General features: G+C 64.5%; 16 protein-coding genes and 1 tRNA gene. 12 read left to right on the forward strand and 5 right to left on the reverse strand.

What is annotated here, in order from left to right:
• The first annotated feature begins 116 nt into the window (after positions 1-116).
• The 3 genes from Q0743_RS18860 to Q0743_RS18870 are packed head-to-tail and all read left to right on the forward strand — an operon-like array spanning position 117 to position 5,067.
• A complete protein-coding gene (locus Q0743_RS18860; RefSeq protein WP_298243011.1) occupies positions 117-1,184 on the forward strand; it encodes an HlyD family efflux transporter periplasmic adaptor subunit in 1,068 nt (355 codons plus the stop codon).
• The gene (gene rbbA / locus Q0743_RS18865; RefSeq protein ID WP_298243012.1) at positions 1,181-3,952 is read left to right on the forward strand and encodes a ribosome-associated ATPase/putative transporter RbbA; all 2,772 of its coding nucleotides are present in this window, start codon (positions 1,181-1,183) and stop codon (positions 3,950-3,952) included. Before Q0743_RS18860 ends, rbbA begins: the two co-directional genes overlap by 4 nt.
• A 2-nt stretch (positions 3,953-3,954) precedes the next feature.
• Positions 3,955-5,067, forward strand: a complete 1,113-nt coding sequence (locus Q0743_RS18870; RefSeq protein ID WP_298243013.1) for an ABC transporter permease — start codon at positions 3,955-3,957, stop codon at positions 5,065-5,067.
• Here Q0743_RS18870 and Q0743_RS18875 read toward each other — a convergent pair.
• Entirely contained in the window at positions 5,030-6,271 is a 1,242-nt protein-coding gene (locus tag Q0743_RS18875) for an OpgC domain-containing protein (protein ID WP_298243014.1), read from the reverse strand. The two genes, Q0743_RS18870 and Q0743_RS18875, sit on opposite strands and share 38 nt — an antisense overlap.
• 313 nt (positions 6,272-6,584) lie before the next feature.
• Entirely contained in the window at positions 6,585-9,641 is a 3,057-nt protein-coding gene (locus tag Q0743_RS18880) for an adenylate/guanylate cyclase domain-containing protein (RefSeq protein WP_298243015.1), read from the reverse strand.
• 258 nt (positions 9,642-9,899) lie between these two features.
• Here Q0743_RS18880 and Q0743_RS18885 point away from each other — a divergent pair, with 258 nt between their 5' ends.
• The 3 genes from Q0743_RS18885 to Q0743_RS18895 all read left to right on the forward strand — a co-directional run bounded on the left by Q0743_RS18885 (position 9,900) and on the right by Q0743_RS18895 (position 12,591).
• Positions 9,900-10,391, forward strand: a complete 492-nt coding sequence (locus Q0743_RS18885; protein WP_298243016.1) for a hypothetical protein — start codon at positions 9,900-9,902, stop codon at positions 10,389-10,391.
• Positions 10,392-10,463: 72 nt separating this feature from the next.
• On the forward strand, positions 10,464-11,867 hold the full coding sequence (locus Q0743_RS18890) for an MATE family efflux transporter (RefSeq protein WP_298243017.1): 1,404 nt from the start codon (positions 10,464-10,466) through the stop codon (positions 11,865-11,867).
• A gap of 178 nt (positions 11,868-12,045) precedes the next feature.
• Entirely contained in the window at positions 12,046-12,591 is a 546-nt protein-coding gene (locus Q0743_RS18895) for a hypothetical protein (protein ID WP_298243018.1), read from the forward strand.
• A gap of 122 nt (positions 12,592-12,713) precedes the next feature.
• Here the strand turns inward: Q0743_RS18895 and Q0743_RS18900 are convergent.
• Positions 12,714-12,790, reverse strand: a tRNA-Met gene (locus Q0743_RS18900).
• Positions 12,791-13,099: 309 nt separating this feature from the next.
• On the opposite strand from Q0743_RS18900, the gene Q0743_RS18905 reads away from it, so the two are divergent.
• Positions 13,100-14,533 (forward strand): coniferyl aldehyde dehydrogenase, encoded by a 1,434-nt coding sequence (locus Q0743_RS18905; RefSeq protein ID WP_298243019.1) that lies wholly within the window; start codon positions 13,100-13,102, stop codon positions 14,531-14,533.
• Positions 14,534-14,655: 122 nt separating this feature from the next.
• Positions 14,656-16,254, forward strand: a complete 1,599-nt coding sequence (locus tag Q0743_RS18910; RefSeq protein WP_298243020.1) for a choline dehydrogenase — start codon at positions 14,656-14,658, stop codon at positions 16,252-16,254.
• Between the two features lie 219 nt (positions 16,255-16,473).
• Here the strand turns inward: Q0743_RS18910 and Q0743_RS18915 are convergent, their stop codons facing one another.
• On the reverse strand, positions 16,474-17,235 hold the full coding sequence (locus Q0743_RS18915) for an SDR family NAD(P)-dependent oxidoreductase (protein ID WP_298243021.1): 762 nt from the start codon (positions 17,233-17,235) through the stop codon (positions 16,474-16,476).
• Between the two features lie 119 nt (positions 17,236-17,354).
• On the opposite strand from Q0743_RS18915, the gene Q0743_RS18920 reads away from it, so the two are divergent.
• Both Q0743_RS18920 and Q0743_RS18925 read left to right on the forward strand, forming a co-directional pair.
• The gene (locus tag Q0743_RS18920) at positions 17,355-17,867 is read left to right on the forward strand and encodes a CvpA family protein (protein WP_298243022.1); all 513 of its coding nucleotides are present in this window, start codon (positions 17,355-17,357) and stop codon (positions 17,865-17,867) included.
• A gap of 132 nt (positions 17,868-17,999) precedes the next feature.
• Complete coding sequence (locus Q0743_RS18925) at positions 18,000-18,782, forward strand: SDR family oxidoreductase (protein ID WP_097660072.1); 783 nt, start codon at positions 18,000-18,002, stop codon at positions 18,780-18,782.
• A gap of 48 nt (positions 18,783-18,830) precedes the next feature.
• Here Q0743_RS18925 and Q0743_RS18930 read toward each other — a convergent pair whose 3' ends face one another.
• The gene (locus Q0743_RS18930) at positions 18,831-19,307 is read right to left on the reverse strand and encodes a DUF3775 domain-containing protein (protein WP_298243023.1); all 477 of its coding nucleotides are present in this window, start codon (positions 19,305-19,307) and stop codon (positions 18,831-18,833) included.
• 113 nt (positions 19,308-19,420) lie between these two features.
• Between Q0743_RS18930 and Q0743_RS18935 the strand changes: the two genes are divergently transcribed.
• Together Q0743_RS18935 and Q0743_RS18940 are read left to right on the forward strand one after the other, a co-directional pair.
• Positions 19,421-20,269 (forward strand): MBL fold metallo-hydrolase, encoded by an 849-nt coding sequence (locus tag Q0743_RS18935; protein ID WP_298243024.1) that lies wholly within the window; start codon positions 19,421-19,423, stop codon positions 20,267-20,269.
• A gap of 245 nt (positions 20,270-20,514) precedes the next feature.
• The gene (locus Q0743_RS18940; protein WP_298243025.1) at positions 20,515-21,357 is read left to right on the forward strand and encodes a fumarylacetoacetate hydrolase family protein; all 843 of its coding nucleotides are present in this window, start codon (positions 20,515-20,517) and stop codon (positions 21,355-21,357) included.
• Positions 21,358-21,408: the final 51 nt, after the last annotated feature.

A 21,408-nucleotide genomic window follows, 5' to 3' on the forward strand; every position in this document is an offset into this window, starting at 1 on the left:
ATCTGCATCAAGTTGCGGTGCAAAATTCGCTGCAATGTTGGGACCGTCTCTTCCGCGCGATCAGCGGCGGGGAATTCGTCTCAACAGTGGGCGCCGCCGCACGGCGTGATGAGCAGATGAACTTTACATCCGGTCGCGTCATCGCCGCGATCGCCGTCCTCGTTGCGGGCGGCGGCTATTACTATTGGCAGCACCGCGATACCAACACGCTGCCGGCAGGCTTCGCCCGCGGCAATGGCCGCATCGAAGCGGTCGAGATCGACATCGCGACCAAGACGCCGGGCCGGATTCGCGAGATCCTGGTCAATGAGGGCGACCTCGTGCGCGCGGGCCAGGTTCTGGCGCGGATGGACACAGAGCAATTGCAGGCCCAGCGCCGCCAGGCCGAGGCGCAGCTGCAGCGCGCGTCCATCAACGTCGAGACCGCGAAGAGCCTGGTGAATCAGCGCGAGGCCGAGCGCAAGGCTGCCGAGGCCGTGGTCGACCAGCGCGTCGCCCAGCTCGACAGCACGAGCCGCAAGCTCGATCGCTCCGAGCAATTGATCAAGACCAGTGCCGTGTCGCAGCAGGTCCTGGACGACGACCGCTCCGCCAACGCCACGGCGAAGGCGGCGCTCGCCGCCTCCCACGCGCAGGTCGCCGCATCCGAGGCCGCGATCAGCTCCGCGCGCGCCATGGTGATCGACGCTGGCGCTTCCGTCGATGCCGCAAAGGCCGCGATCGAAAGCATCAATGCCGATCTCAACGACAGCGTGCTGAAGGCGCCGCGCGACGGTCGCGTGCAATATCGCGTGTCGCAGCCCGGCGAGGTGCTGGCCGCCGGCGGCCGCGTCCTCAACATGGTCGATCTCGGCGACGTCTACATGACGTTCTTCCTGCCGACGGCCGACGCCGGCCGCGTCGCGATCGGCGCGGAAGTCCGCCTCGTGCTCGACGCCATCCCCCAATATGTGATCCCCGCCAAGGCCACCTTCGTCGCCGACGTCGCGCAATTCACGCCCAAGACCGTCGAAACCGAGGAGGAGCGCCAGAAGCTGATGTTCCGCATCAAGGCGCATATCGCACCCGATCTGCTGCGCCAGCACATCGAGCATGTGAAGACCGGCCTGCCGGGCATGGCCTATGTGCAGCTCGATCCGGCCGCGCAATGGCCCGACAACCTCAAGATCAAGCTGACGAGATGAGCACGACTGCCGCAGCCGAAGCACCGGCTGCCGCCGGCAGCGTGGTGCACCTGGAAGGCGTGGGTCTGAGCTACGGCAAGGCCCGGGCGCTCGATGCCATCACCCTCGACCTGCCGGCCGGGTGCATGGTGGGATTGATCGGCCCCGACGGTGTCGGCAAATCCAGTCTGCTGTCGCTGATCGCCGGAGCCCGCGCGATCCAGGACGGACGCATCCACGTGCTCGGCGGCGACATGGCGAACTCGCGCCATCGCCGCAATGTCTGCCCCGACATCGCCTACATGCCGCAGGGGCTCGGCAAGAACCTCTATCCGACGCTGTCGGTGTTCGAGAACATCGACTTCTTCGGCCGCCTGTTCGGGCACGGCAAGACGGAGCGAAGCAGGCGGATCACCGGTCTGCTGCGCGACACCGGCCTCACGCCCTTCGCCGACCGGCCCGCGGCGAAGCTTTCCGGCGGCATGAAGCAGAAGGTCGGCCTGTGCTGCGCGCTGATCCACGATCCCGAGCTGTTGATCCTGGACGAGCCGACCACCGGCGTCGATCCGCTGTCGCGGCGCCAGTTCTGGGAGCTGATCGCCTCGATCCGCGCCGGCCGACCGGGCATGAGCGTGATCGTCTCGACCGCCTATATGGAAGAAGCCGCGCAGTTCGACGTCCTGATCGCGATGAACGCCGGCCAGGTGCTGGCGACCGGAACGCCCGCCGAGCTCAAGCGGCAGACCGGGGCCGATACGCTCGATGAGGCCTTCATCCGCCTCTTGCCCGAAGCCGATCGCGGCAACCATGCCGATGTCGTCATCCCGCTGCGGAGCGAAGACCATGAGGAGATCGCGATCGAGGCCGATCACCTGACCCGGCACTTCAACGGCTTCGTGGCCGTCGACGACGTCAGTTTCCGCATCCGGAAGGGCGAGATCTTCGGCTTCCTCGGCTCGAACGGCTGCGGCAAGACAACGACCATGAAGATGCTTACCGGCCTCCTGCCGGTGAGCGAAGGCACCGCGCGGCTGTTCGGCAACACCATCGATGCCGGCGACATGTCGGTGCGGCGGCGCATCGGCTATATGTCGCAGGGCTTCTCGCTCTATTCGGAGCTCACGGTCGCGCAAAATCTCGATCTGCACGCGCGCCTTTTCAAACTGCCGGCGGAGACCATCGCCCCGCGCATCGCCGAGATGATCGGCCGGTTCGATCTTGCCGACGTCGCCGATGCCCTGCCCGATGCGCTGCCGCTCGGGCTGCGGCAGCGCCTGTCGCTCGCGGTCGCGATGATCCACGCGCCGGACATCCTCATCCTCGACGAGCCCACGTCCGGCGTCGATCCGGTCGCGCGCGACCAGTTCTGGCAGATCCTGGCCGAGCTCTCGCGCAAGGACAATGTCACCATCTTCGTCTCGACCCATTTCATGAACGAGGCCGAGCGCTGCGACCGGGTCTCGCTGATGCATGCCGGCAGGGTGCTGACGTCGGACACGCCTGCGGCGATCGTGGCCGCGCGCGGCACCGCGACGCTGGAGCAGGCCTTCATCGCCTGCCTGGAAGAGGCGATTGCCGACACTGCGGATGCAGCCATCCCGCCGGCAACCGCACCGGCCGTAGCAACCGAGACGACAGCCGCGCCGCGCAAGCGCGGCATGACGTTCAACCCGACCCGCATGCTCGCCTATTCCCGGCGCGAGGCGCTCGAGCTGCGGCGCGATCCGATCCGCGCCACGCTCGCGATCCTCGGCAGCGTGCTGCTGTTGTTCGTGCTCGGCTACGGCATCAGCATGGACGTCGAGAACCTGACCTTTGCCGTGCTCGACCGCGACGACAGCGCGATCAGCCGCGACTACAGCCTCCAGATCGCGGGATCGCGCTATTTCACCGAGAAATCCCCGATCATCGACTATGCCGATCTCGACCGCCGCATGCGTGCCGGCGAGATCGGCCTCGCCATCGAGCTGCCGCCCGGCTTTGGCCGCGACGTCAGCCGCGGCCGCCATGTCGAGATCGGTGCCTGGGTTGACGGCGCCAATCCGACGCGGGCCGAGACGCTGCGCTCCTACGCCCAGGCGATCCACGCCACCTGGCTCGCGCAGAAGGGCCGCGAGCTCTATGGCGAAGCGGCGGTCGCCGGCTCCTACCAGCTCCAGCTGCGCTACCGCTACAATCCGGACGTCCGGAGCGTCGTCGCCATGGCGCCCGGCATTATCCCGTTGCTCCTGATCATGATCCCTGCGGTGCTCGCCGCGCTTGCCGTCGTACGCGAGAAGGAGCTCGGCTCCATTGTCAATTTCTACGTCACACCAGTGACGCGGCTCGAGTTCCTGCTCGGCACCCAGCTGCCTTACGTGGTGCTGGCCTTTGCCAATTTCCTGCTGCTGGTCGGCTTTGCGCTCATCGTCTTCCGCGTTCCTTTCACAGGCAGCTTCCCGACCTATGCCGCCGCAGCGCTGCTGTACGTCACGGCCACCACCGGCATCGGGCTGGTCATCTCGGCCTTCATGAAGAGCCAGATCGCCGCGCTGTTCGGAACCGTGCTGATCACGCTGATTCCCGCGATCCAGTATTCCGGCCTGATCGATCCGGTTTCCTCGCTGCAAGGGGTCGGCAAGATGATCGGCCTTGTCTATCCGACCAGCTATTTCGTGACCATCTCGCGCGGCGCATTTTCGAAGGCCCTGGGATTCGGCACGCTTCACAGCGAGCTCGTGGCGCTCGCCGTCATGATCCCGGTGCTGGTCACTGCAGCTGCGCTGCTCCTGAAGAAACAGGCCCGCTGACCATGCGCCTTGGCAACCTGCTCCAGCTTGGCATCAAGGAATTGCGCGGACTGGCACGCGACCCGGTGTTGCTCGTGCTCATCGCGTATTCATTTACGTTCGCGGTGTATGAAGGTGCCAACACGCTGCCGGAGACGCTGAACCGCGCCGCGATCGCCATCGTCGACGAGGACCAGTCGCCGATCTCGACGCGCATCACGACGGCATTCACCGCTCCGTACTTTTCTACGCCCCGGATGATCTCGCAATATGAGATGGACCGACGGATGGATGCCGGCCTCGACACGTTTGCCCTCGACATCCCGCCAGACTTCCAGCGCGACCTCCTGGCGCGGAAGGGACCGTCAATCCAGCTCAACGTCGACGCGACGCGCATCTCGCAGGCCTTCAACGGCGGCGGTTATGTCGAACAGATCGTCGGCGCCGAAATCGCGGAATTTCTGGCACGAAGCCGCCAAGCTCAGGCACCGCAGATCGACCTCGCGCTGCGCGCGCGCTTCAATCCCGAACTGAAGAGATCCTGGTTTGGCGCGGTCGACCACCTCATCATGTCGATCACCATGCTCTCGATCATCCTGACGGGTGCGGCGCTGATCCGGGAGCGCGAGCACGGCACGATCGAGCATTTGCTGGTGATGCCGGTCACGCCGCTGGAAATCATGGTCAGCAAGGTGTGGTCGATGGGCGCCGTGGTGCTTGCGGCGTCCGCACTGTCGATCGCCTTCGTGATCAAGGGATGGCTGGCCGTCACGATCGAGGGCTCGGTCGCGCTGTTCCTGCTCGGCGCGGCGCTGCATCTGTTCGCCACCACCAGCATGGGCATCTTCCTCGCCACCGTCACCGGCTCCATGCCGCAGTTCGGGTTGCTCCTGATGATGACCCTGCTGCCGCTGCAGACCCTGTCGGGCAGCATGACGCCGCGGGAGAGCATGCCGCTATTCGTTCAGGACATCATGCTCGCGGCGCCCAACACGCATTTCGTGATGCTGGCGCAGGCGATCCTGTTCCGCGGCGCGGGCCTCGAGGCGGTGTGGCCGCAACTGGCCGCGCTTGCGGTGATCGGCAGCGTCTTCTTCGTCATCGCGCTGCGCCGGTTTCGCGCGTTTCTGGCCTAGGACAACAGGCACCGGCCGCTGCCGCAGCATCTTCCGATGCGGTCCCGGCGTCCTCGTCGTCGGTCACGTTCACGAACAGGTCGGGCACGCGCTTGGCGCGATCGAGCAGCCAGGCGGCCCCCGTCATGATGGCGATGCCGGCGAGGGAGACGGCGAGCTGCTCCCACGCGCCTTCCGAATATTGCGTCAGGATCCAGTGCGCGGAGAACGACAGGAAGACGCCCAGGCAGAAGATCGGCAGCGAATGCTGGCCGCAGAGGATGACGGGGCGCAGCCAGACCGCGTGGAGCGTCCTCCATTTGCACGAAACGCAACATGTCACCAGGATCGCCAGCGCCAGGAAGTGGCTGAGGCGCAGCAAGTCCAGATTGGACTTGTCGATCGGATAGATCGCCTTGATCATCCATTTCGGGATGAAGGCTTCGAGCGCATGGATGCGCCAGGTCATCACGATGAGAAAGGCAAAGACGACCCACGCCGCCGCCAATGCCATCGCCGTCTTCGACCAGACCCATTTCGCGATCTTGTCGATCTGTCCGATGCCGCACCAGGCGGCGATGACGAAGATCAGCTGCCAGCAGAACGGGTTGAAGTACCAGGTCGTGCCCGGCGGATAGGAGGCGATGTTCCAGTCGAACCAGCGCGCCAGCCCAAACAGCACGACGGACCCGGCGAGCGTCAGGTTCGGCCGGCGCACGAGGCACCAGACGATGAAGGGCGATGCGAACACCAGCGTGATGTAGAGCGGCAGCACGTCCAGATTGACGGGCTTGTACTTCAGCAGGATGGCCTGCTCGATCAGCTCGTCCGGATGCGCCAGGAAGTTGAAGACGTTGAACTCGTGCGCATACATCGGATTGTCGAAGCGGCGCGCCGTCCGCGCAACCTGCGCCGTGAACAGCAGGAACAGCATGATGTGCGCGACATACAGCGACAGAGCGCGCCGCCAGAGCCGCTTGAGTGCGGCGAGGAACCAGCCGCCGGCGACGACGGGCCCGTAGATCCAGCCGACCAGATAGCCGGAGATGAAGACGAAAACCTCTGCGGCGTCGCTGAAGCCGTAGTCGCGCAGCGTGAGCCAGGCCACCACCTCGTGCGGGATGTGATCGAGGAAGATCATCCACAGGCCGATGCCGCGAAACAGATCGAGCCGAAGATCGCGCTCGATCGGCGACAACAGAGCTTGCTGGTCCCGTGTGATCATGGCCCCGCCTCTCCAGCCGGGCGCCGCGCCATGGCAAACATGTCAATCAAAAAGTCATCAGGTCCCTGCGGCCGGTGCCAACGGTAGCCGAGCTAGGCCTTCATGCAAGGGACTTGTCATTGGTGCGGACACGCAAGCGCGGGGGGCGATTTCTGCGGTCGACCTCCCTCGGTGGCCTTCAAAAAAGTCGAAAACAACCCCATGCACAGTAGAAACGGGGCCTTAAGTGCTTGCGACTGCTGTGAAACTCAAATGGCCCGTCGGGCAAAATTGTTGCCTCGACGGTATGATCGCACGCCTTGGCGGGACAGGATCAGGTGAGCTGGTCGCGCCGGGCGAGCATTCCGGTCAACATCCCCTCGGCCTTGCTCTTGAGCGGCAGCGCGCCGCTTTCGGAGGCGATCGCGATCGCCGCGCGCAGGGACGCGAGGATGGCTGCCTTGCTGTCCTCGGAGGTGGCAGGCGTCACGACGGCTTCGCCAAACAGGGCCTCGGCCTCGAGGCCCGAAAACCCCTGCTGTCGGGCGGTGTTGCGGGCCTCGCGCAGCATGTTCTGCGCGGCCGTCGCATCGCCGAGGCGCCAGGCCGCGAGCGCGAGGTAGATCGAGCTGCGCAGCACCGCCGAGGTATAGCCGACCGCCCTCGCCTCCTCGCGCGCCTCGGTCAACATGCCGCGCGCCCGGTCGAACAGCCCCTGCTCCAGATAGGCCATTCCGAGGTGGCAGGCGAGCACCGGTACGAACAGCCGGATGCCGTGCTTCTGCGCCAGCACGAAGCCGTCCTCGAGAGTGGAAGCGGCCGCAGCGGGATCGTTCTGACCGAGCTTCAACCAGCCGCCGCTATAGGCGGCGGCGACGCGGTCGTAGGGACGGCCGGTCTCCTCGGCGATCGCGGCAGCCTGGTGCTGGAGCCGCTCGGCGGCCTCGAGCTCGCCCATGACGGTGTGGGTGATGCTGCTCATCATGCAGCAGAGGAGGAGGAGAGATCGCGGAGTGGTACCGATCGGAGCGCTCGCGGCTGAACCCTCAAGATGAACGCAGGCCGTAGCCAGCATCTTCCCGGCGCTTCGGTAGCGGCCAGACAGAAAATAAGCCTGTCCGAGGCTATATTGTGCGAGACTAAGCCAGCCGGGATTGCCCGAGCTTTCGGCCAGATGCACGACGGCTTCGGCAATCACAACAGCTTCGACCGGCGTGCCATAGAAATTCTGTGCGCCCGCCCGCATCGTCAGAGCGGCGACCTTGCGTCCAATGTCGTTGATCGCATCGGCACGCCGTTCCGCTTCCAGTCCGAGATCGAGGACCTCGGCGACACGCCCCGATCCGGCAAAAGCCAGGCGCGCCTCCATCCGGAGGTCGATGGCGTCCGCCTCGCGCGCGTCCGTCACCGGGGTCTTGTCCAGAGATGCCATTGCGGTCTCGAAATAATCGGCCGCGTCGGCATAGGCCGAGCGCGCCAGACATTTTCGAGCGGCGTTCCTGCCGTGGTGAAACGCTTTCTGCCAATCCCTGGCCCTCGTCGCGTGATAACACAGCGTGTCGGGACCGTCGGCCCACGCCTCATCAGTCTCGAAAGCTGCGAGTATGCTGGCATGAATGCCTTCGCGCACTTTTTCGACCATTGAATCGTAGGTGACCTGCCTCACCATTTCGTGTCGGAATTCGAGCGAGTCCTCAAGTTCACTGTCGATCCTGACGAGCAGTTCGGCCCGATCAAGCGCCGTGAGGCAATCCTGCAAGATCGCCTCCGGCAAGGCCGCGACTCTCCGCAATATGGCTTGACTTGTTCGAGGTCCAAGTGCCGCGGCGATCTGGAGCAACGACCGTTCCTGTCGTGACACACGATCCAGCCGAGCAGCGATCACACCCTGAATACTGCTGGGAATGCCGAGCTCGTCCACCGGACGTGCAAGGGAAAGGTCACCCCACTGCCCGAGAAGCATGCCGTTGTCCTTCAGGCTTCGGCAGACTTCTTCGATGAACAATGGCACGTTGGCGGTATGAGAAATGATCCTATTCTTCAGATCTGCGTGCGTCGTGGCGGGGCCGAGCATCTCCGCCAGCATGGCCAGGCCCGAATCGTCGTCGAGCGGCTGCATCGCCACGATCTCTGCGTGGCAGCGCCCGATCCACACCGGCATGCCATTGGGTCGCGTCGTCAACAGCACAAGCAAATCGGGGCTTTGCAACGCGGAAAGAGAGGCCACAACTGTATCGCTGGCCCGGTCGATCCAATGCAGATCCTCGATCAGAAGGATCGTGCGCTGGCGACGGGCGATGCTTTCGACGATCGCGCAGCTAGCATCTGAAATCGCGCGCCCACGCGCGTGAGGCTCCAATTCGTCCCATTGCGGATCGGAAATTGGCAGGTCCAGGACCGCGTCGACCGCCCGCTGCTGCACCGCAGGCAAGGCGTCTCTGGGATCGTCGGTCCAGGCCTGATCTCTCGCAGCTCCATCGAGGATCGACAGCAACAGGCGCTTGAGAGCGCTGTATGGAGCGCCCTGGAGATTCGGGCTGCACTCGGCATCGACCAGCCGCCAGCCGCCGGCCCGAAGATCCTGCGCGAATTCGTGCGCAAGCCGCGATTTGCCTATACCGGCGTCCCCCGTCAGCAGAATCGTCTGCCGGCTGGCGCTGACCCTTTCCACAGCGCGCCACAACAAGGCCCGCTCTGTCGTCCGGTCGACGAACCGGGAGACGCTGCGGGCACGCCGTACCCGCCAGCTGGAAAGGTCGCTCGCCCCCGTGACCCGGTAGACGGGCATCGGCTCGGCGAAACCGCGGAGCGCCTTGCGGCCCAGGAATTCAAAGCGGACATGGCCATCCGCGAGCTTCTGACAAGCCTCGGAGACGTAGATCTGGTTTGCCTCGGCGGCCGCTTCCAGCCGGGCGGCCAGATGCTGAGCAGCTCCCCCAATCTCGTAAACTTTGGAAAACTCGTTGGCGACCATGTAGGCCACCACATGGCCGGAGTGCAGGCCGACCCGGACCTGAAGTCCGGGGTCGCCCAGGCTGCCGACACGCCGGACCAGTTCGATGGCCGCGTGGCAGGCCAGCGGCGCATGGTTGTCGTCGGCGATCGGGGCGCCGAACACCGCTGCCAACCCGTCACCCAGCTCCTTGCTGACGATGCCACCGAACTGGCGCACGGCGCCCCTCATGGCCGCGAGGGCCGGCTCGAGGCGCGACACCGCCGCCTCCGGCTCCAACTCGGCGACAAGACCCGTTGAATCGACGACGTCAGCCCGCAGAATTGTCACGAACCTTCGTTCGCTGTCGGGATCGACGCGCTGACGGACGGCCGCTCCGCACTTGGAGCACCATCTGTCGCCCGGACCGATCGCCGACTGACACGCGAAGCAATGCATTCCAGCGCCTTCAAACGACTGCCTCAGCAGTCTCTGCACCAACGCCCGCGAGACGTTTGCTTACATTACCAATAGGGGATCGCATGGCAATTGGGCTTGCGGGATACGCGATGTTACCGGATGGTGCCCTTCTGGACGTAGTACAGTCGTGGGTGGTAGCGTGCCTGCACACAACAAATTGTGCGATCGGCCGCCATATCGCGTATTGCGGCCAGACACGACAGTCTTTGACAAACAGACATATCGGGGAACGGGGCGATGGCTGGACTGGTATATAGCGGCAGGGCATTTCGAGACTTGATGAATGCCAACTACTATCCCTTGGCGAACATGAAAAGGAGCGTGGCCAAGCTCAAGGCATCGGACGACATCGACCTTCCGACCCTCGAATACGGCCAGTACCATTTGATCCTGAACCCGCCGTCGAAGTGGCCGCAGGGCAGCGCCAAGTACTGGCACAAGGAGAAGGGCCGCGCCCGGGTCGACCTCAGCACCCAGCCGAACACGGTCCCGCTCTCCAGGGACGAGCCCGGCGTCATCCCGCTGACGCGATGTGACCTGCTCGATGCCTGCGTCCGGAAGTGCTTCAACTCCGAGCCGCCGATCCCGATGAAGACGAAGATCATCACCCACGCGGCCAGCGACGCTTACGCTCACCGGCACGAGATCCGGCTGGAGTGGGAGTACAAGAAAGGATCAGACACGCCGACGTTGCTGAATCTGACGATGGTCTGTCCGCATAGATCCTGAGCACCATCCTAGCCCCCGGGGACGGATGCTCCGATGTAGACGCCCGCCCGCAAAGCGAAAGGAGACGGTCCGTTGCCGCCGACCGCGCAAGCAGCCGCGAAGAAGCTGCTCGACGGACCTGTCCTGCGCACGCTGCTCTCACTGGCCTTGCCGAATGCCATCGCATTCTCGGCCGGGACGCTGGTCGCGATCGCGGAGACGTCCTACATCGGACAACTGGGAGTCGAATCGCTGGCGGCGATGGCGCTGGTGTTTCCCTGTGTGATGCTCACCATGAGCATTTCGGGGGCTGCCATGGGTGGGGGCGTATCCTCAGCTATTGCACGCGCGCTCGGTGCGGGTGACGGCGATCGCGCCGAGAGCCTCGCCACACACGCGCTTCTGATCGCAGTCTTCTTCGGTCTCGTCTTCATGCTGGGCATGCAGATCGGCGGCAGGCAATTGCTGGAGCTGCTCGGTGGCAGGGGCGACGTTTTGGCGCAGGCAATCGCTTACAGCGAGATCTATTTCGGCGGAGCCGTGCTGACCTGGCTGGTCAATATTCTAGCCAGCATCCTGCGCGGCACCGGCAACATGAAATTGCCGTCGCTGATGATCGTGAACTCCGCGGTTTGCCAGACCATCCTCGGCGGCACGCTCGGTCTCGGCCTCGGTCCGATCCCACGATTTGGGATGCCGGGAGTCGCGGCAGGGACTCTGGTTGCTTTCTCGATCAACATCGCGATCATGGCCTGGTATCTGTTCTCGGGCCGGAGCCGCATCGCTCCCCGGCTGCGCGGGTTTCGCCCGCAATGGCCCTTGTTTGTCGACATTCTCAAGGTTGGCGTGGTCGCCTGCTTTTCCCCGCTGCAAAATGCACTCACCGGCCTGATCTTCACCCATATGCTGGCCGGGTTCGGGACCGCCGTGCTCGCCGCCTCCGGCATTGGCGCACGCCTCGAATACGTGCTCGCGACCATTGCCTTCTCCGTCGGCATCGGGTCGGTACCGATGATCGGCGTAGCGATCGGCGCGGGGCGCATCCCGCGGGCCCGCCGTATTGCCTGGACGACCGGTCTTGTCGCGCTCGTCGTGGTCGGCGGGCTCGCAAGCGCGGTGGCGCTCTTCCCGGATCCTTGGGTCAGCCTCTTCACCGACAATGCCGAAGCGCATGCCGCCAGCCGGCAATTTCTCCGGACCGTCGCCCCGTTCTACGCCTTTATCGGCCTTGCCTCGGCGATGTATTTCTCGTCGCAAGGCGCGGGCAACGTGCTCGGTCCCGTGCTGGCGCAGACGGCGCGCCTGCTCTTCATCATCCTTGGCGGCTGGTATCTGACATCGCAGGCGGCAACAGCCGAGAGCTTCTTCATGCTGACGGCCGCGTCGATGATATTGCTCGGCCTTCTCTCTTGTGCAGCAGTTGCGTTTACCCGCTGGGGGCCGCGCATGACCGGTGCACAGGGCCCGCTGAGCTTGGCGAATGCGGCGGACAAGTAGCAGCGCAAGGTCGCACCACGACGCTCTCAGGTTGCTTTCGTTGACGTCGCATCTTCACGAATGATAGCGTTCGCAGCGTAGGCTTTGCGGCACAAGCGTGGTTCATCATGGGTCACGCTGCTTTGGAATGTCTCGCCGGCACGCGTGCCAGTGCTCGGGCGAAGATCGGGAGCGATCGATGGGCGGAATTTACGACGACCAAAACTACAAGAACCTGATGAATGCCAATTACTACCCGCTCGAAAACATGAAGAAGAGCGTGGCGAGACTCAAAGCCTCCAAGCAGATCGACATCGAGACGATGGAATACGGCCAGTATCAGCCGATCCTCTCGCCGCTCGACACGTGGCCGAACGGCAGCGGCAAGGTGTGGTTCAGGGCGCTCGGCCATGCCCGTCTTCAGCTCACCGCCCAGCCCAACACCACGCCGCTGTCGAACGACGAGCGCGTCGTGGTGCCGCCAACCAAATGCGCGCTGCTGGATGCCTCCATCCGCAAATGCTTCAACTCGGAGCCGCCGATCCCGATGAAGGCCGACATCCGGCAGCATCAGCAGAACGACGTCAATTCCGACCAGCACGAGATTCGTCTGGTCTGGGAATACGGCAATGGCGAGGACCAGGCACCCACGCTGCTCAACCTGACCATGGTCTGCCCTTACGCGACCAAGTCGCGGAAGGCGGAGACCTCGGCAGAGGTTCGGCAGGAGCACTCCGCCAAGTAAGCTTTCGCCACGGCGGCGTCGGGCCCTGCTCTGGCGCGGGCCCGCTCGGAGACCGTCCCCAAAAAAAGAATGGCCCGCATCATGCGGGCCATTTTCGTCTCGGATCCGGTCAAATCCGAATTTGGTTGCGGGGATAGGATTTGAACCTATGACCTTCAGGTTATGAGCCTGACGAGCTACCGGGCTGCTCCACCCCGCGTTAAACGCCTGCGCGCCTTCAGTTCAGTCCCGGGGACGATCGGTTGAGGCCTGCGCTGTTCGCGTGGCTTTCCTCTTCCGTCCCAAAGGCTTCCTTGGAAGGCAACCCCGGGCAAAGCCCTCGGGTGCGGGGCGTATGTACCAACCCAAGCTGCCTTTGGAAAGGGCTGCGGGAACGTTTTTTTCGACTTTATGACAGGGGAATCGACCGATTTCCGCCGCGTTCCCTATGCTCTTGCCAGAAGTTCCACAAAGGGCCAGCTTGCGGCAACAAGATGAGGGCCGAAACGCGCCCTTGAGGAGGAACGCCGTGGATAAATCCCTGACGAGCGCCCCGGTCGGAGCGCTGGAGGAAGCCTTCCACGCCATGGTCGCGCGGTCGCGGGACGAGCCGGCGCCCGGCCTTGCCGAGCGGCTCGACCGGCTGGCGCGGCTGCGCAGCGTCGTCGCCGACAATGAAGAGCGTTTCCGGCAGGCGATCTCCGCCGATTTCGGTCACCGCTCGGCGGTCGAGACCACCATCGCCGAGACCATGCTGCTGTTCTCCGAGATGCGGCACGCGACGAAGCACCTGAAGGCCTGGATGGCGCCGCAGCGGATCGCCACCGCGCTGCAATTCCTCCCCGCCCGCAACCGGCTGATGCCGCAGCCGCTCGGCGTCGTCGGCATCATCGCGCCGTGGAATTATCCGCTGCAGCTGACGCTGGCGCCTGCCATCGGCGCGCTCGCCGCCGGCAACCGCGTCCTCGTCAAGCCGAGCGAGCTGACGCCGCATTTTTCAGCGCTGCTGAAGGAGACGATCGCCGCCAAGTTCGATGCGACGGAGCTGCTCGTCACCGGCATCGAGAGCGAGATCGCGCAAGGCTTTGCGCGCCTGCCGCTCGATCATCTCGTGTTCACCGGCTCGACCCGGGTCGGGCGGCTGGTCGCGGAGGCCGCGGGGCGCAACCTGACGCCTGTTACCCTCGAGCTCGGCGGCAAGTCGCCTGCGATCATCGACGCCTCGGCCGATCTCGAGGAAGCGGCCGAGCGCATCGCCTACGGCAAGCTGCTCAATGCCGGGCAGACCTGCATCGCGCCGGATTATGTGCTGGTGCCCGAACCGGCGTTGCAGGCCTTTGCCGAGAAGGTGCGCGCCCACATGCGGCGGATGTTCGGCACCGATCCTTCGAACAAGGACTACACCTCGATCATCTCGGACCGGCATTATGCCCGGCTTGAGGGCCTCGTCGCGGACGCTGCCCAGCGCGGCGCAAAAATCCTGCAGCCGGCGAAGGCGGACGATCCGAACTGGAAAGCGCACCGCAAATTCCCGCCGACGCTGATCGTCGGTGCGACCGAGGCGATGGCGGCGATGCAGGAGGAGATCTTCGGTCCGGTGCTTCCCGTGCTCGGTTATCGCGATCGGGCGGAGGCCATCGCCTTCATCAACCATCGCGACCGGCCGCTTGCCCTCTATTGGTTCGGCAAGGACGACGCCGCACGCGATGAAGTGCTGGCACGGACCATCTCCGGCGGCGTCACCATCAATGACTGCCTGTTTCACTTCACGCAAATCAACCAGCCGATGGGCGGCGTCGGCGCATCCGGCACCGGTGCCTATCACGGCGAATGGGGCTTTCGCACGTTCAGCAAGCTGAAACCGGTGTTCTACCGCTCCAAGTTCAACCGCCTCGCCGACCTCTATCCGCCCTATGGCGGCAAGATCGCGCGGCTGGAGAAGCTGATGCGGTTCATGTCGTAGGTCGTCGAACACCGTCATTGCGAGCGCAGCGAAGCAATCCAGACTGTCACTGCGGATGGATTCTGGATTGCTTCGCTGCGCTCGCAATGACGAAAAGACAATGCAATAGGGGGAAACTAGCAGTGACTGACACATTCGATTTCGTCGTCGTGGGCGCGGGCTCGGGCGGCTGCGCGGTGGCGGGGCGACTGTCGGAGGATGCGGGGACATCCGTCGCGCTGCTCGACGCAGGTGGACGAAACGACAGCTGGCGGATCACCACGCCGTTCGGACTGGCCCTGCCCTACCAGGCGGCCAACTGGGCCTTCGACACGATGCCGCAGAAGGGATTGAACGGCCGTATCGGCTATCAGCCGCGCGGCAAGGGGCTCGGCGGCTCCTCGGCGATCAACGCCATGGTCTACATCCGCGGCCACAAATCGGACTACGACCATTGGGCTTCGCTCGGCAATGCCGGCTGGTCGTATGCGGACGTGCTGCCCTATTTCAAGCGCTCGGAGAACAATTCCGATTTCGACGGCGAATATCACGGCAAGGATGGTCCGCTGCATGTCAACCGCCTGCGCTCGGACAATCCGATCCACGACATCTTCCATCAGGCCGCACGCGAGGCGCAGTTCCGAATCCGCGAGGACTTCAACGAAGAGGACCATGAAGGGCTCGGCAGCTACCAGGCGACGCAGCACAATGGCGAGCGCTGGAGCGCGGCGCGCGCTTACATAGAGCCCCACATGGACAAGCGCGCGAATCTGCGGGTCGAGACGGGCGCGCACGCCACGAAGATCCTGTTCGAAGGAGGGCGCGCGGTCGGCATCGAATATGTGCAGGGCAAGCAGAAGAGGCAGCTGCGCGCGCGCCGCGAGATGATCCTCGCCGGCGGCGCCTTCCAATCCCCGCAATTGCTGATGCTGTCGGGCATCGGCGACGGCGAGGCGCTTCGCGCACACGGAATCGGCGTCGTGCATCATCTGCCGGGCGTCGGGCGCAATCTGCAGGACCACCCGGATTTCGTGTTCGTCTACGCCTCCGACTATCCGCACTTCGTTCACGCCTCGCTCGGCCGGCTGCCATCCCTGCTCCGTGCCATCCAGCAATATCGCCGCGAACGGCGCGGCCTGATGACGACGAATTTCGCCGAATGCGGCGGCTTCCTGAAGACGCAGGCACATCTCGACGTGCCCGACATCCAGCTCCACTTCGTCATCGCGATGCTCGACGACCACGGCCGCAAGAAGCACAAGGAGGCGGGCTTCTCGTGCCATGTCTGCCTGCTCAGGCCGAAGAGCCGCGGCAGCGTCTGGCTCAAAAGCGCCGATCCGCTCGCAGCTCCCATGATCGATCCGAATTTCCTCGGCGAGGAAGAGGATGTCGAGAGGATGGTCGCAGGCTTCAAGACGACGCGCCGCTTGATGGAGACGCCCGCGCTGCGCGCGCTGCAGAAGAAGGACATGTTCACGTCCAACGTCCGAACCGACGACGACATCCGCAGCATCCTGCGCGAGCGCGTCGACACCGTCTATCACCCGGTCGGCACCTGCAAGATGGGAACGGATGCGATGGCCGTGGTCGATCCGGTCCTGAAGGTGCGCGGCGTCGCGGGATTGCGCGTCGTCGACGCCTCGATCATGCCGACGTTGATCGGCGGCAATACCAATGCGCCGACCATCATGATCGGGGAGAAGGCGGCGGATATGATCAGGGACGAGATGCGGGCGAGTTAGGCGACGGCGTCACCTCATCCTCCGCTGTCGTCCCGGACAAGCGTAAGCGCCGATCCGGGACCCATAGCCACAGGGACAAGTTATGGCGCGAGACCGGAAACTCCGAGTCTTCGCCAAACTACTTCCTGGGATTATGGGTCCCGGATCTGCGCGCGCTTGGGGCGCGCTTGTCCGGGACGACACCTGAGCGAAAATCGCTTGTCCGGGACGCGGAGAAGATCAGTTCAGCAAGAACCCGCCATCGACCGTCACCACGCTCCCCGTCATATACCGCGACGCCTGTGACGCCAGCAGCAGGATCGCGCCGTCGAGATCGGACTCGGCGCCGACGCGGCGCTGCGGGATGCGCTTGGCGAGGCGCTCGCCTGCGGGGGTCGACCAGAAGGCGTGGTTCATCTCGGTGTCGATATAGCCGGGCGCGAGCGCGTTGATGCGGATGTTCTGCCCGGCGAGCTCCAGCGCCATCGCTTTGGTCGCCTGGATGATGCCGGCCTTGGAGATCGCATAGGGCGAAACCGCCTTCAACACGCCGGTGCCGAGCACGGAAGCGATGTTGACGATATTGCCCGACTGCTTGCGCGCGATCATGCGCCGCGCGACCTCGGTCGCGAGGAAATAGGCACCCTTCAGATTGGCGCCGATCACCGCGTCCCAATCCGCCTCGGTCTGCTCGGTCGCAAGTTTCTCGATGGCGATGCCGGCATTGTTGATCAGCACCGTGACCGGACCGAGCGCGGCTTCCGCAGCATCGACCGCGCGCGCGATCGCGGCGGTGTCGGTGACGTCGAGCGCGATCGCGGCAGCGCGGCCGCCCTTGCCGCGGATCTCCTCCTCCAGGCTCTTCAGCTTGTCGGTCTGCCGCGCCGCCAGCGCGACGGCTGCGCCATGGGCCGCCAGCACCCGGGCAAATTGCCGGCCCAGCCCCTGGCTCGCGCCGGTGACGAGGATGGTTTCTTTACTGACGTCGAATAGGTCTGACATGACGCATTCCTTGCGCGTTTTTTCGAGCTTTGGAGCCACCAATACAGACGATTTTAGCGATCTGAAACCGGAATGATCGGTTCGGCGTTCATTCGTTCCATCGAGGCAGGGTTGCACTCATGAACAGTTTCGATCTCGCCGTCTATGCCGCGCTCGCCGTCGCAATCGGGTTCGGCTTCAGGACCGGCCTCTTGCGCAGCGCGATGACCATTCTCGCTTATCTGCTCGCCGCGCCGATCGCGGTGGCGCTGATGCCGCTGATCGTGCCGCAGATCGCCGGCAATCCGAATGCGCCATTGCTGCAGAACTGGATCTGGCTGTTCGGCATCTTCGTGGTGGTCGGCATGCTGTTCGGCTATATCGGCCGCCTGGCACTGAACGACACCATCGGCGAGGCCGGCATCGGCGACCGCCTCGGCGGCGCCGCGCTCGGCGCCATCAGGGTCGGCCTCGTCGCGACCACGCTGGTGCTGGTGTTCGACCAGATCGTGCCGGCCAACCGCCAGCCGCCGTTCCTCGCCGGTTCGCATCTGCGGCCGCTGTTCTCGACCGTCGGCCAGATGGGCTTCAAATCGCTGCCGCCGGAGGCGGCCTCCGCGATCGACCGCCTCAAGCAGGAGCGGCGGATCTAGAGCTCAGCCGCATTTGCATCGCCGCGCGGACGCGCATGCATTTTGGTGCGAGCCCGTCCCTTATCAGCGGCGCCACATTTGGCTAGAGTGCGGCCCGTTCAAAACCTGCCTGCCATTTTCGGGAGTGAAACAGTGGATCTTGGGATCAAAGGTCGCCGCGCCATCGTCTGCGCATCCAGCAAGGGCCTCGGGCGCGCCTGCGCCATTTCGCTGGCGGAGGCCGGCGTCGACGTCACGCTGACCGCGCGCGGCGCGGAAGCCCTGAAGAAGACGGCGGACGAGATCCGGAAAGCCTATCCCGATGTGAAGGTCACCGAGATCGTCGGCGACATCACGACGCCGGCGGGCCGCGAGGCGGTGCTGAAGGCCTGCCCCGAGCCCGACATCCTGATCAACAATGCCGGCGGCCCGCCGCCCGGCGATTTCCGCAACTGGACCCGCGACGACTGGATCAAGGCGATCGACGCCAACATGCTGACCCCGATCGAGCTGATCAAGGCGACGGTGGACGGCATGATGGCGCGCAAGTTCGGCCGCATCGTCAACATCACCTCGGCCGCAGTGAAGGCGCCGATCGACATTCTCGGCCTCTCCAACGGCGCGCGCGCGGGCCTCACCGGCTTCATCGCGGGCCTGTCGCGCAAGACCGTGATCAACAACGTCACCATCAACGGCCTGTTGCCGGGCCCGTTCGAGACCGACCGGCTGACCAGCACCGCGAAGGGCGAAGCCGACAAGCGTGGCGTCACGCCGCAGCAGATCCTGGCCGAGCGCGCCAAGCTCAACCCTGCCGGCCGTTTCGGCCAGCCCGACGAGTTCGGCTACGCCTGCGCTTTCCTGTGCGGCGCCAAGGCCGGCTTCATCACGGGCCAGAACATTCTGCTGGATGGCGGCGCATTCCCCGGCACGCTGTAATGCCCCTTCGCTCTCTCCCCTGATGCGGGGAGAGAGCATTTTGCAAGGTCATCGCTGCTTCGTCGGCTCGTCTTCGTCCTGCTGACTGGGAGCGGAGGAATCGGCCGTCGTGCGCTCGCCGGTCCAGTCGATGCCGAACTCATCGAGCCCGTTCGCGAGCAGGTCGCCCAGCATGGGGTCACCGAGCAGATAGTGCACGGTTTCGCGGCGCGGGCTGCGATACTCGGCGCGCGCTTCCACGGCGCGGGACCGCAGATCGTCCCAATCGTCGATCGTGCCATCGCCGCGGCCGAGCCAGGTCAGTGTGACGAGATCGAGCTGCTCATCCTCGTTCAACGCGATCATGAAGCTGCCGAGCTCCTGGACGACAGGATCGGAGCCATCATCCTCGAGCACGTCGAGCGCATCGTCATCGCTCGGGTTCGAGCCGGAATCCGGATCGGAATCCCCCTCCTTGACGTCGAATTCGCGCGCCTTCTCGATGATGAAGGCGACCTTTTCAGCGGATATTGCAAGCTCTGGCATGGCTCCTCCTCCGGTTCCCGCGATAACGCCGTATCGCGCCAGATGATCCATTGCGCATCCTGGCGGAAAACCGCATGTTTCGGCATCAAAACAAGAACATGGGAAGACGCCGGATGCAGTGGAAGGTGGGCAGGGTCAAAATCACTGAGGTCGTGGAATTGGAGACGGTCGGCTCGACCCGCTTCATCCTGCCGCTCGCGGGCCACGAAGAGATCCAGAAGCTGCCCTGGCTGATCCCGCATTTCGCCACTGAAGAAGGCCGGCTGAAGATGTCGATCCACTCGCTGGTGGTGGAGACGCCGACGCGACGGATCGTGGTCGACACCGGGCTCGGCAACGACAAGCAGGGCCGCAACGTCCCGACCTGGAATAACCGCACGACGCCTTTCCTGGAGACGATGGCCGCGGCAGGCTTCGCGCCCGACAGCATCGACACCGTGCTGTGCACGCATCTTCACGTCGACCATGTCGGCTGGAATACGAAGCTGGTCGATGGCCGATGGGTGCCGACCTTTGCGAACGCGCGCTATGTGTTCGGCAGAACCGAATACGAGTACTGGCGCGATCATTCCACCGAACCGGACAAGGCGGCGGTGTTCAACGATTCCGTGCAGCCGATCGTCGATGCCGGCAGAGCCGATCTGATCGCGAGCGATCACCGGCTGTCGGACGAGATCAGCATGATCCCGACGCCGGGCCACAGCCCCGGCCATGTGAGCATCCTGATCCGGTCGGACGGTGAGCAGGGCCTGCTCACCGGCGACGTCGCCCATCACCCCTGCCAGATGGCGCATCTCGACTGGTCCTCGACCGCGGATTTCGACCAGGCCCGATCGGCCGAAACACGACGCGAATTGTTCGGCCGCTTTGCCGACACGCCGACACTGGTGATCGGCGGGCACTTTTCGGCCGGGCATATCCAGCGGGACGGGGATGCGTTCAGGTTTGTGGCGTTGGGATGATCTCGTGTCCCGGACGCGGTGCAGCGTGCAACGCTGCTCCGCAGAGCCGGGACCCAGAATGCCGCGGCATGGGCCCCGGCTCAGCAGCGCACCGCTTCGCGCTGCGCAGCGTCCGGGGCACGCGACCTCGCCCGCCCACCGAATCGAGAGGGCAGCAATGCATGCCTTTTCGGCGGTTGAATTTCCCGCCGCCCTGTTCCATGAAGCTGTTAACCGATCGGTCCAATCCCAAGGGAGAAACGAGAATGAAGCTTGTTCGTTACGGCGAGAAGGGTGCGGAAAAGCCCGGCCTGATCGACAAATCCGGCCAGTTGCGCGACCTGTCGGCGCATGTGAAGGACCTCACGGGTGAGGCCTATTCGCCCGAGAGCCTGAAGAAGCTGGCAGGCCTCGATCCGGCGTCGCTGCCCGCGGTCTCCGGCAAGCCGCGGTTCGGCGCCCCCGTCACCGGCATCTCGAAATTCGTCGCGATCGGCCTCAACTATTCCGACCATGCCAAGGAGACCGGCGCCGACATCCCGAGTGAGCCGATCATCTTCATGAAGGCCAACACCTCGCTGTCCGGGCCGAATGACGCCGTCGAGAAGCCGCGCGGCTCGACCAAGCTCGACTGGGAGGTCGAGATCGCCTGCATCATCGGCACCCGTGCGAAGTACGTGTCGGAAGCCGACGCGCTGAACTACGTCGCCGGCTATTGCGTCTGCAACGACGTCTCCGAGCGCGCCTTCCAGATCGAGCGCCTGGGCCAGTGGACCAAGGGCAAGTCGCACGACACGTTCGGCCCGCTCGGACCGTGGCTCGCGACCAAGGACGAGATCAAGGACGTGCAGAACCTGTCGATGTGGCTGGACGTCAACGGACAGCGTCGCCAGAACGGCTCGACCAAGACCATGATCTTCTCGATGGCCAAGTGCATTTCCTATGTCTCGCAGTTCATGACGCTGCTGCCCGGCGACGTCATCACGACGGGCACCCCGCCCGGCGTCGGCCTCGGCATGAAGCCGCCGACCTTCCTCAATGTCGGCGACGTCGTGACGCTCGGCATCGAGGGCCTCGGCGAGCAGCGCCAGGAGATCGTCGCGGCGTAAGCCGCGATCCGCACACCACGTCATGCCCGGGCAAAAGCGCGGAGCGCGTCT

Source organism: uncultured Bradyrhizobium sp. (genome assembly GCF_936943645.1).
In the GTDB taxonomy this organism is placed as follows: Bacteria; Pseudomonadota; Alphaproteobacteria; order Rhizobiales; family Xanthobacteraceae; genus Bradyrhizobium.

Excerpts from the sequence above, each read along its gene's own strand:
- Q0743_RS18915 (WP_298243021.1), bottom strand. The coding sequence starts at position 17,235 with ATGTCAGACCTATTCGACGTCAGTAAAGAAACCATCCTCGTCACCGGC.
- rbbA (WP_298243012.1), top strand. The coding sequence starts at position 1,181 with ATGAGCACGACTGCCGCAGCCGAAGCACCGGCTGCCGCCGGCAGCGTG.
- Q0743_RS18860 (WP_298243011.1), top strand. The coding sequence starts at position 117 with ATGAACTTTACATCCGGTCGCGTCATCGCCGCGATCGCCGTCCTCGTT.
- Q0743_RS18875 (WP_298243014.1), bottom strand. The coding sequence starts at position 6,271 with ATGATCACACGGGACCAGCAAGCTCTGTTGTCGCCGATCGAGCGCGAT.
- Q0743_RS18895 (WP_298243018.1), top strand. The coding sequence starts at position 12,046 with ATGGGCGGAATTTACGACGACCAAAACTACAAGAACCTGATGAATGCC.
- Q0743_RS18880 (WP_298243015.1), bottom strand. The coding sequence starts at position 9,641 with ATGCATTGCTTCGCGTGTCAGTCGGCGATCGGTCCGGGCGACAGATGG.
- Q0743_RS18870 (WP_298243013.1), top strand. The coding sequence starts at position 3,955 with ATGCGCCTTGGCAACCTGCTCCAGCTTGGCATCAAGGAATTGCGCGGA.
- Q0743_RS18885 (WP_298243016.1), top strand. The coding sequence starts at position 9,900 with ATGGCTGGACTGGTATATAGCGGCAGGGCATTTCGAGACTTGATGAAT.
- Q0743_RS18930 (WP_298243023.1), bottom strand. The coding sequence starts at position 19,307 with ATGCCAGAGCTTGCAATATCCGCTGAAAAGGTCGCCTTCATCATCGAG.
- Q0743_RS18940 (WP_298243025.1), top strand. The coding sequence starts at position 20,515 with ATGAAGCTTGTTCGTTACGGCGAGAAGGGTGCGGAAAAGCCCGGCCTG.
- Q0743_RS18935 (WP_298243024.1), top strand. The coding sequence starts at position 19,421 with ATGCAGTGGAAGGTGGGCAGGGTCAAAATCACTGAGGTCGTGGAATTG.
- Q0743_RS18920 (WP_298243022.1), top strand. The coding sequence starts at position 17,355 with ATGAACAGTTTCGATCTCGCCGTCTATGCCGCGCTCGCCGTCGCAATC.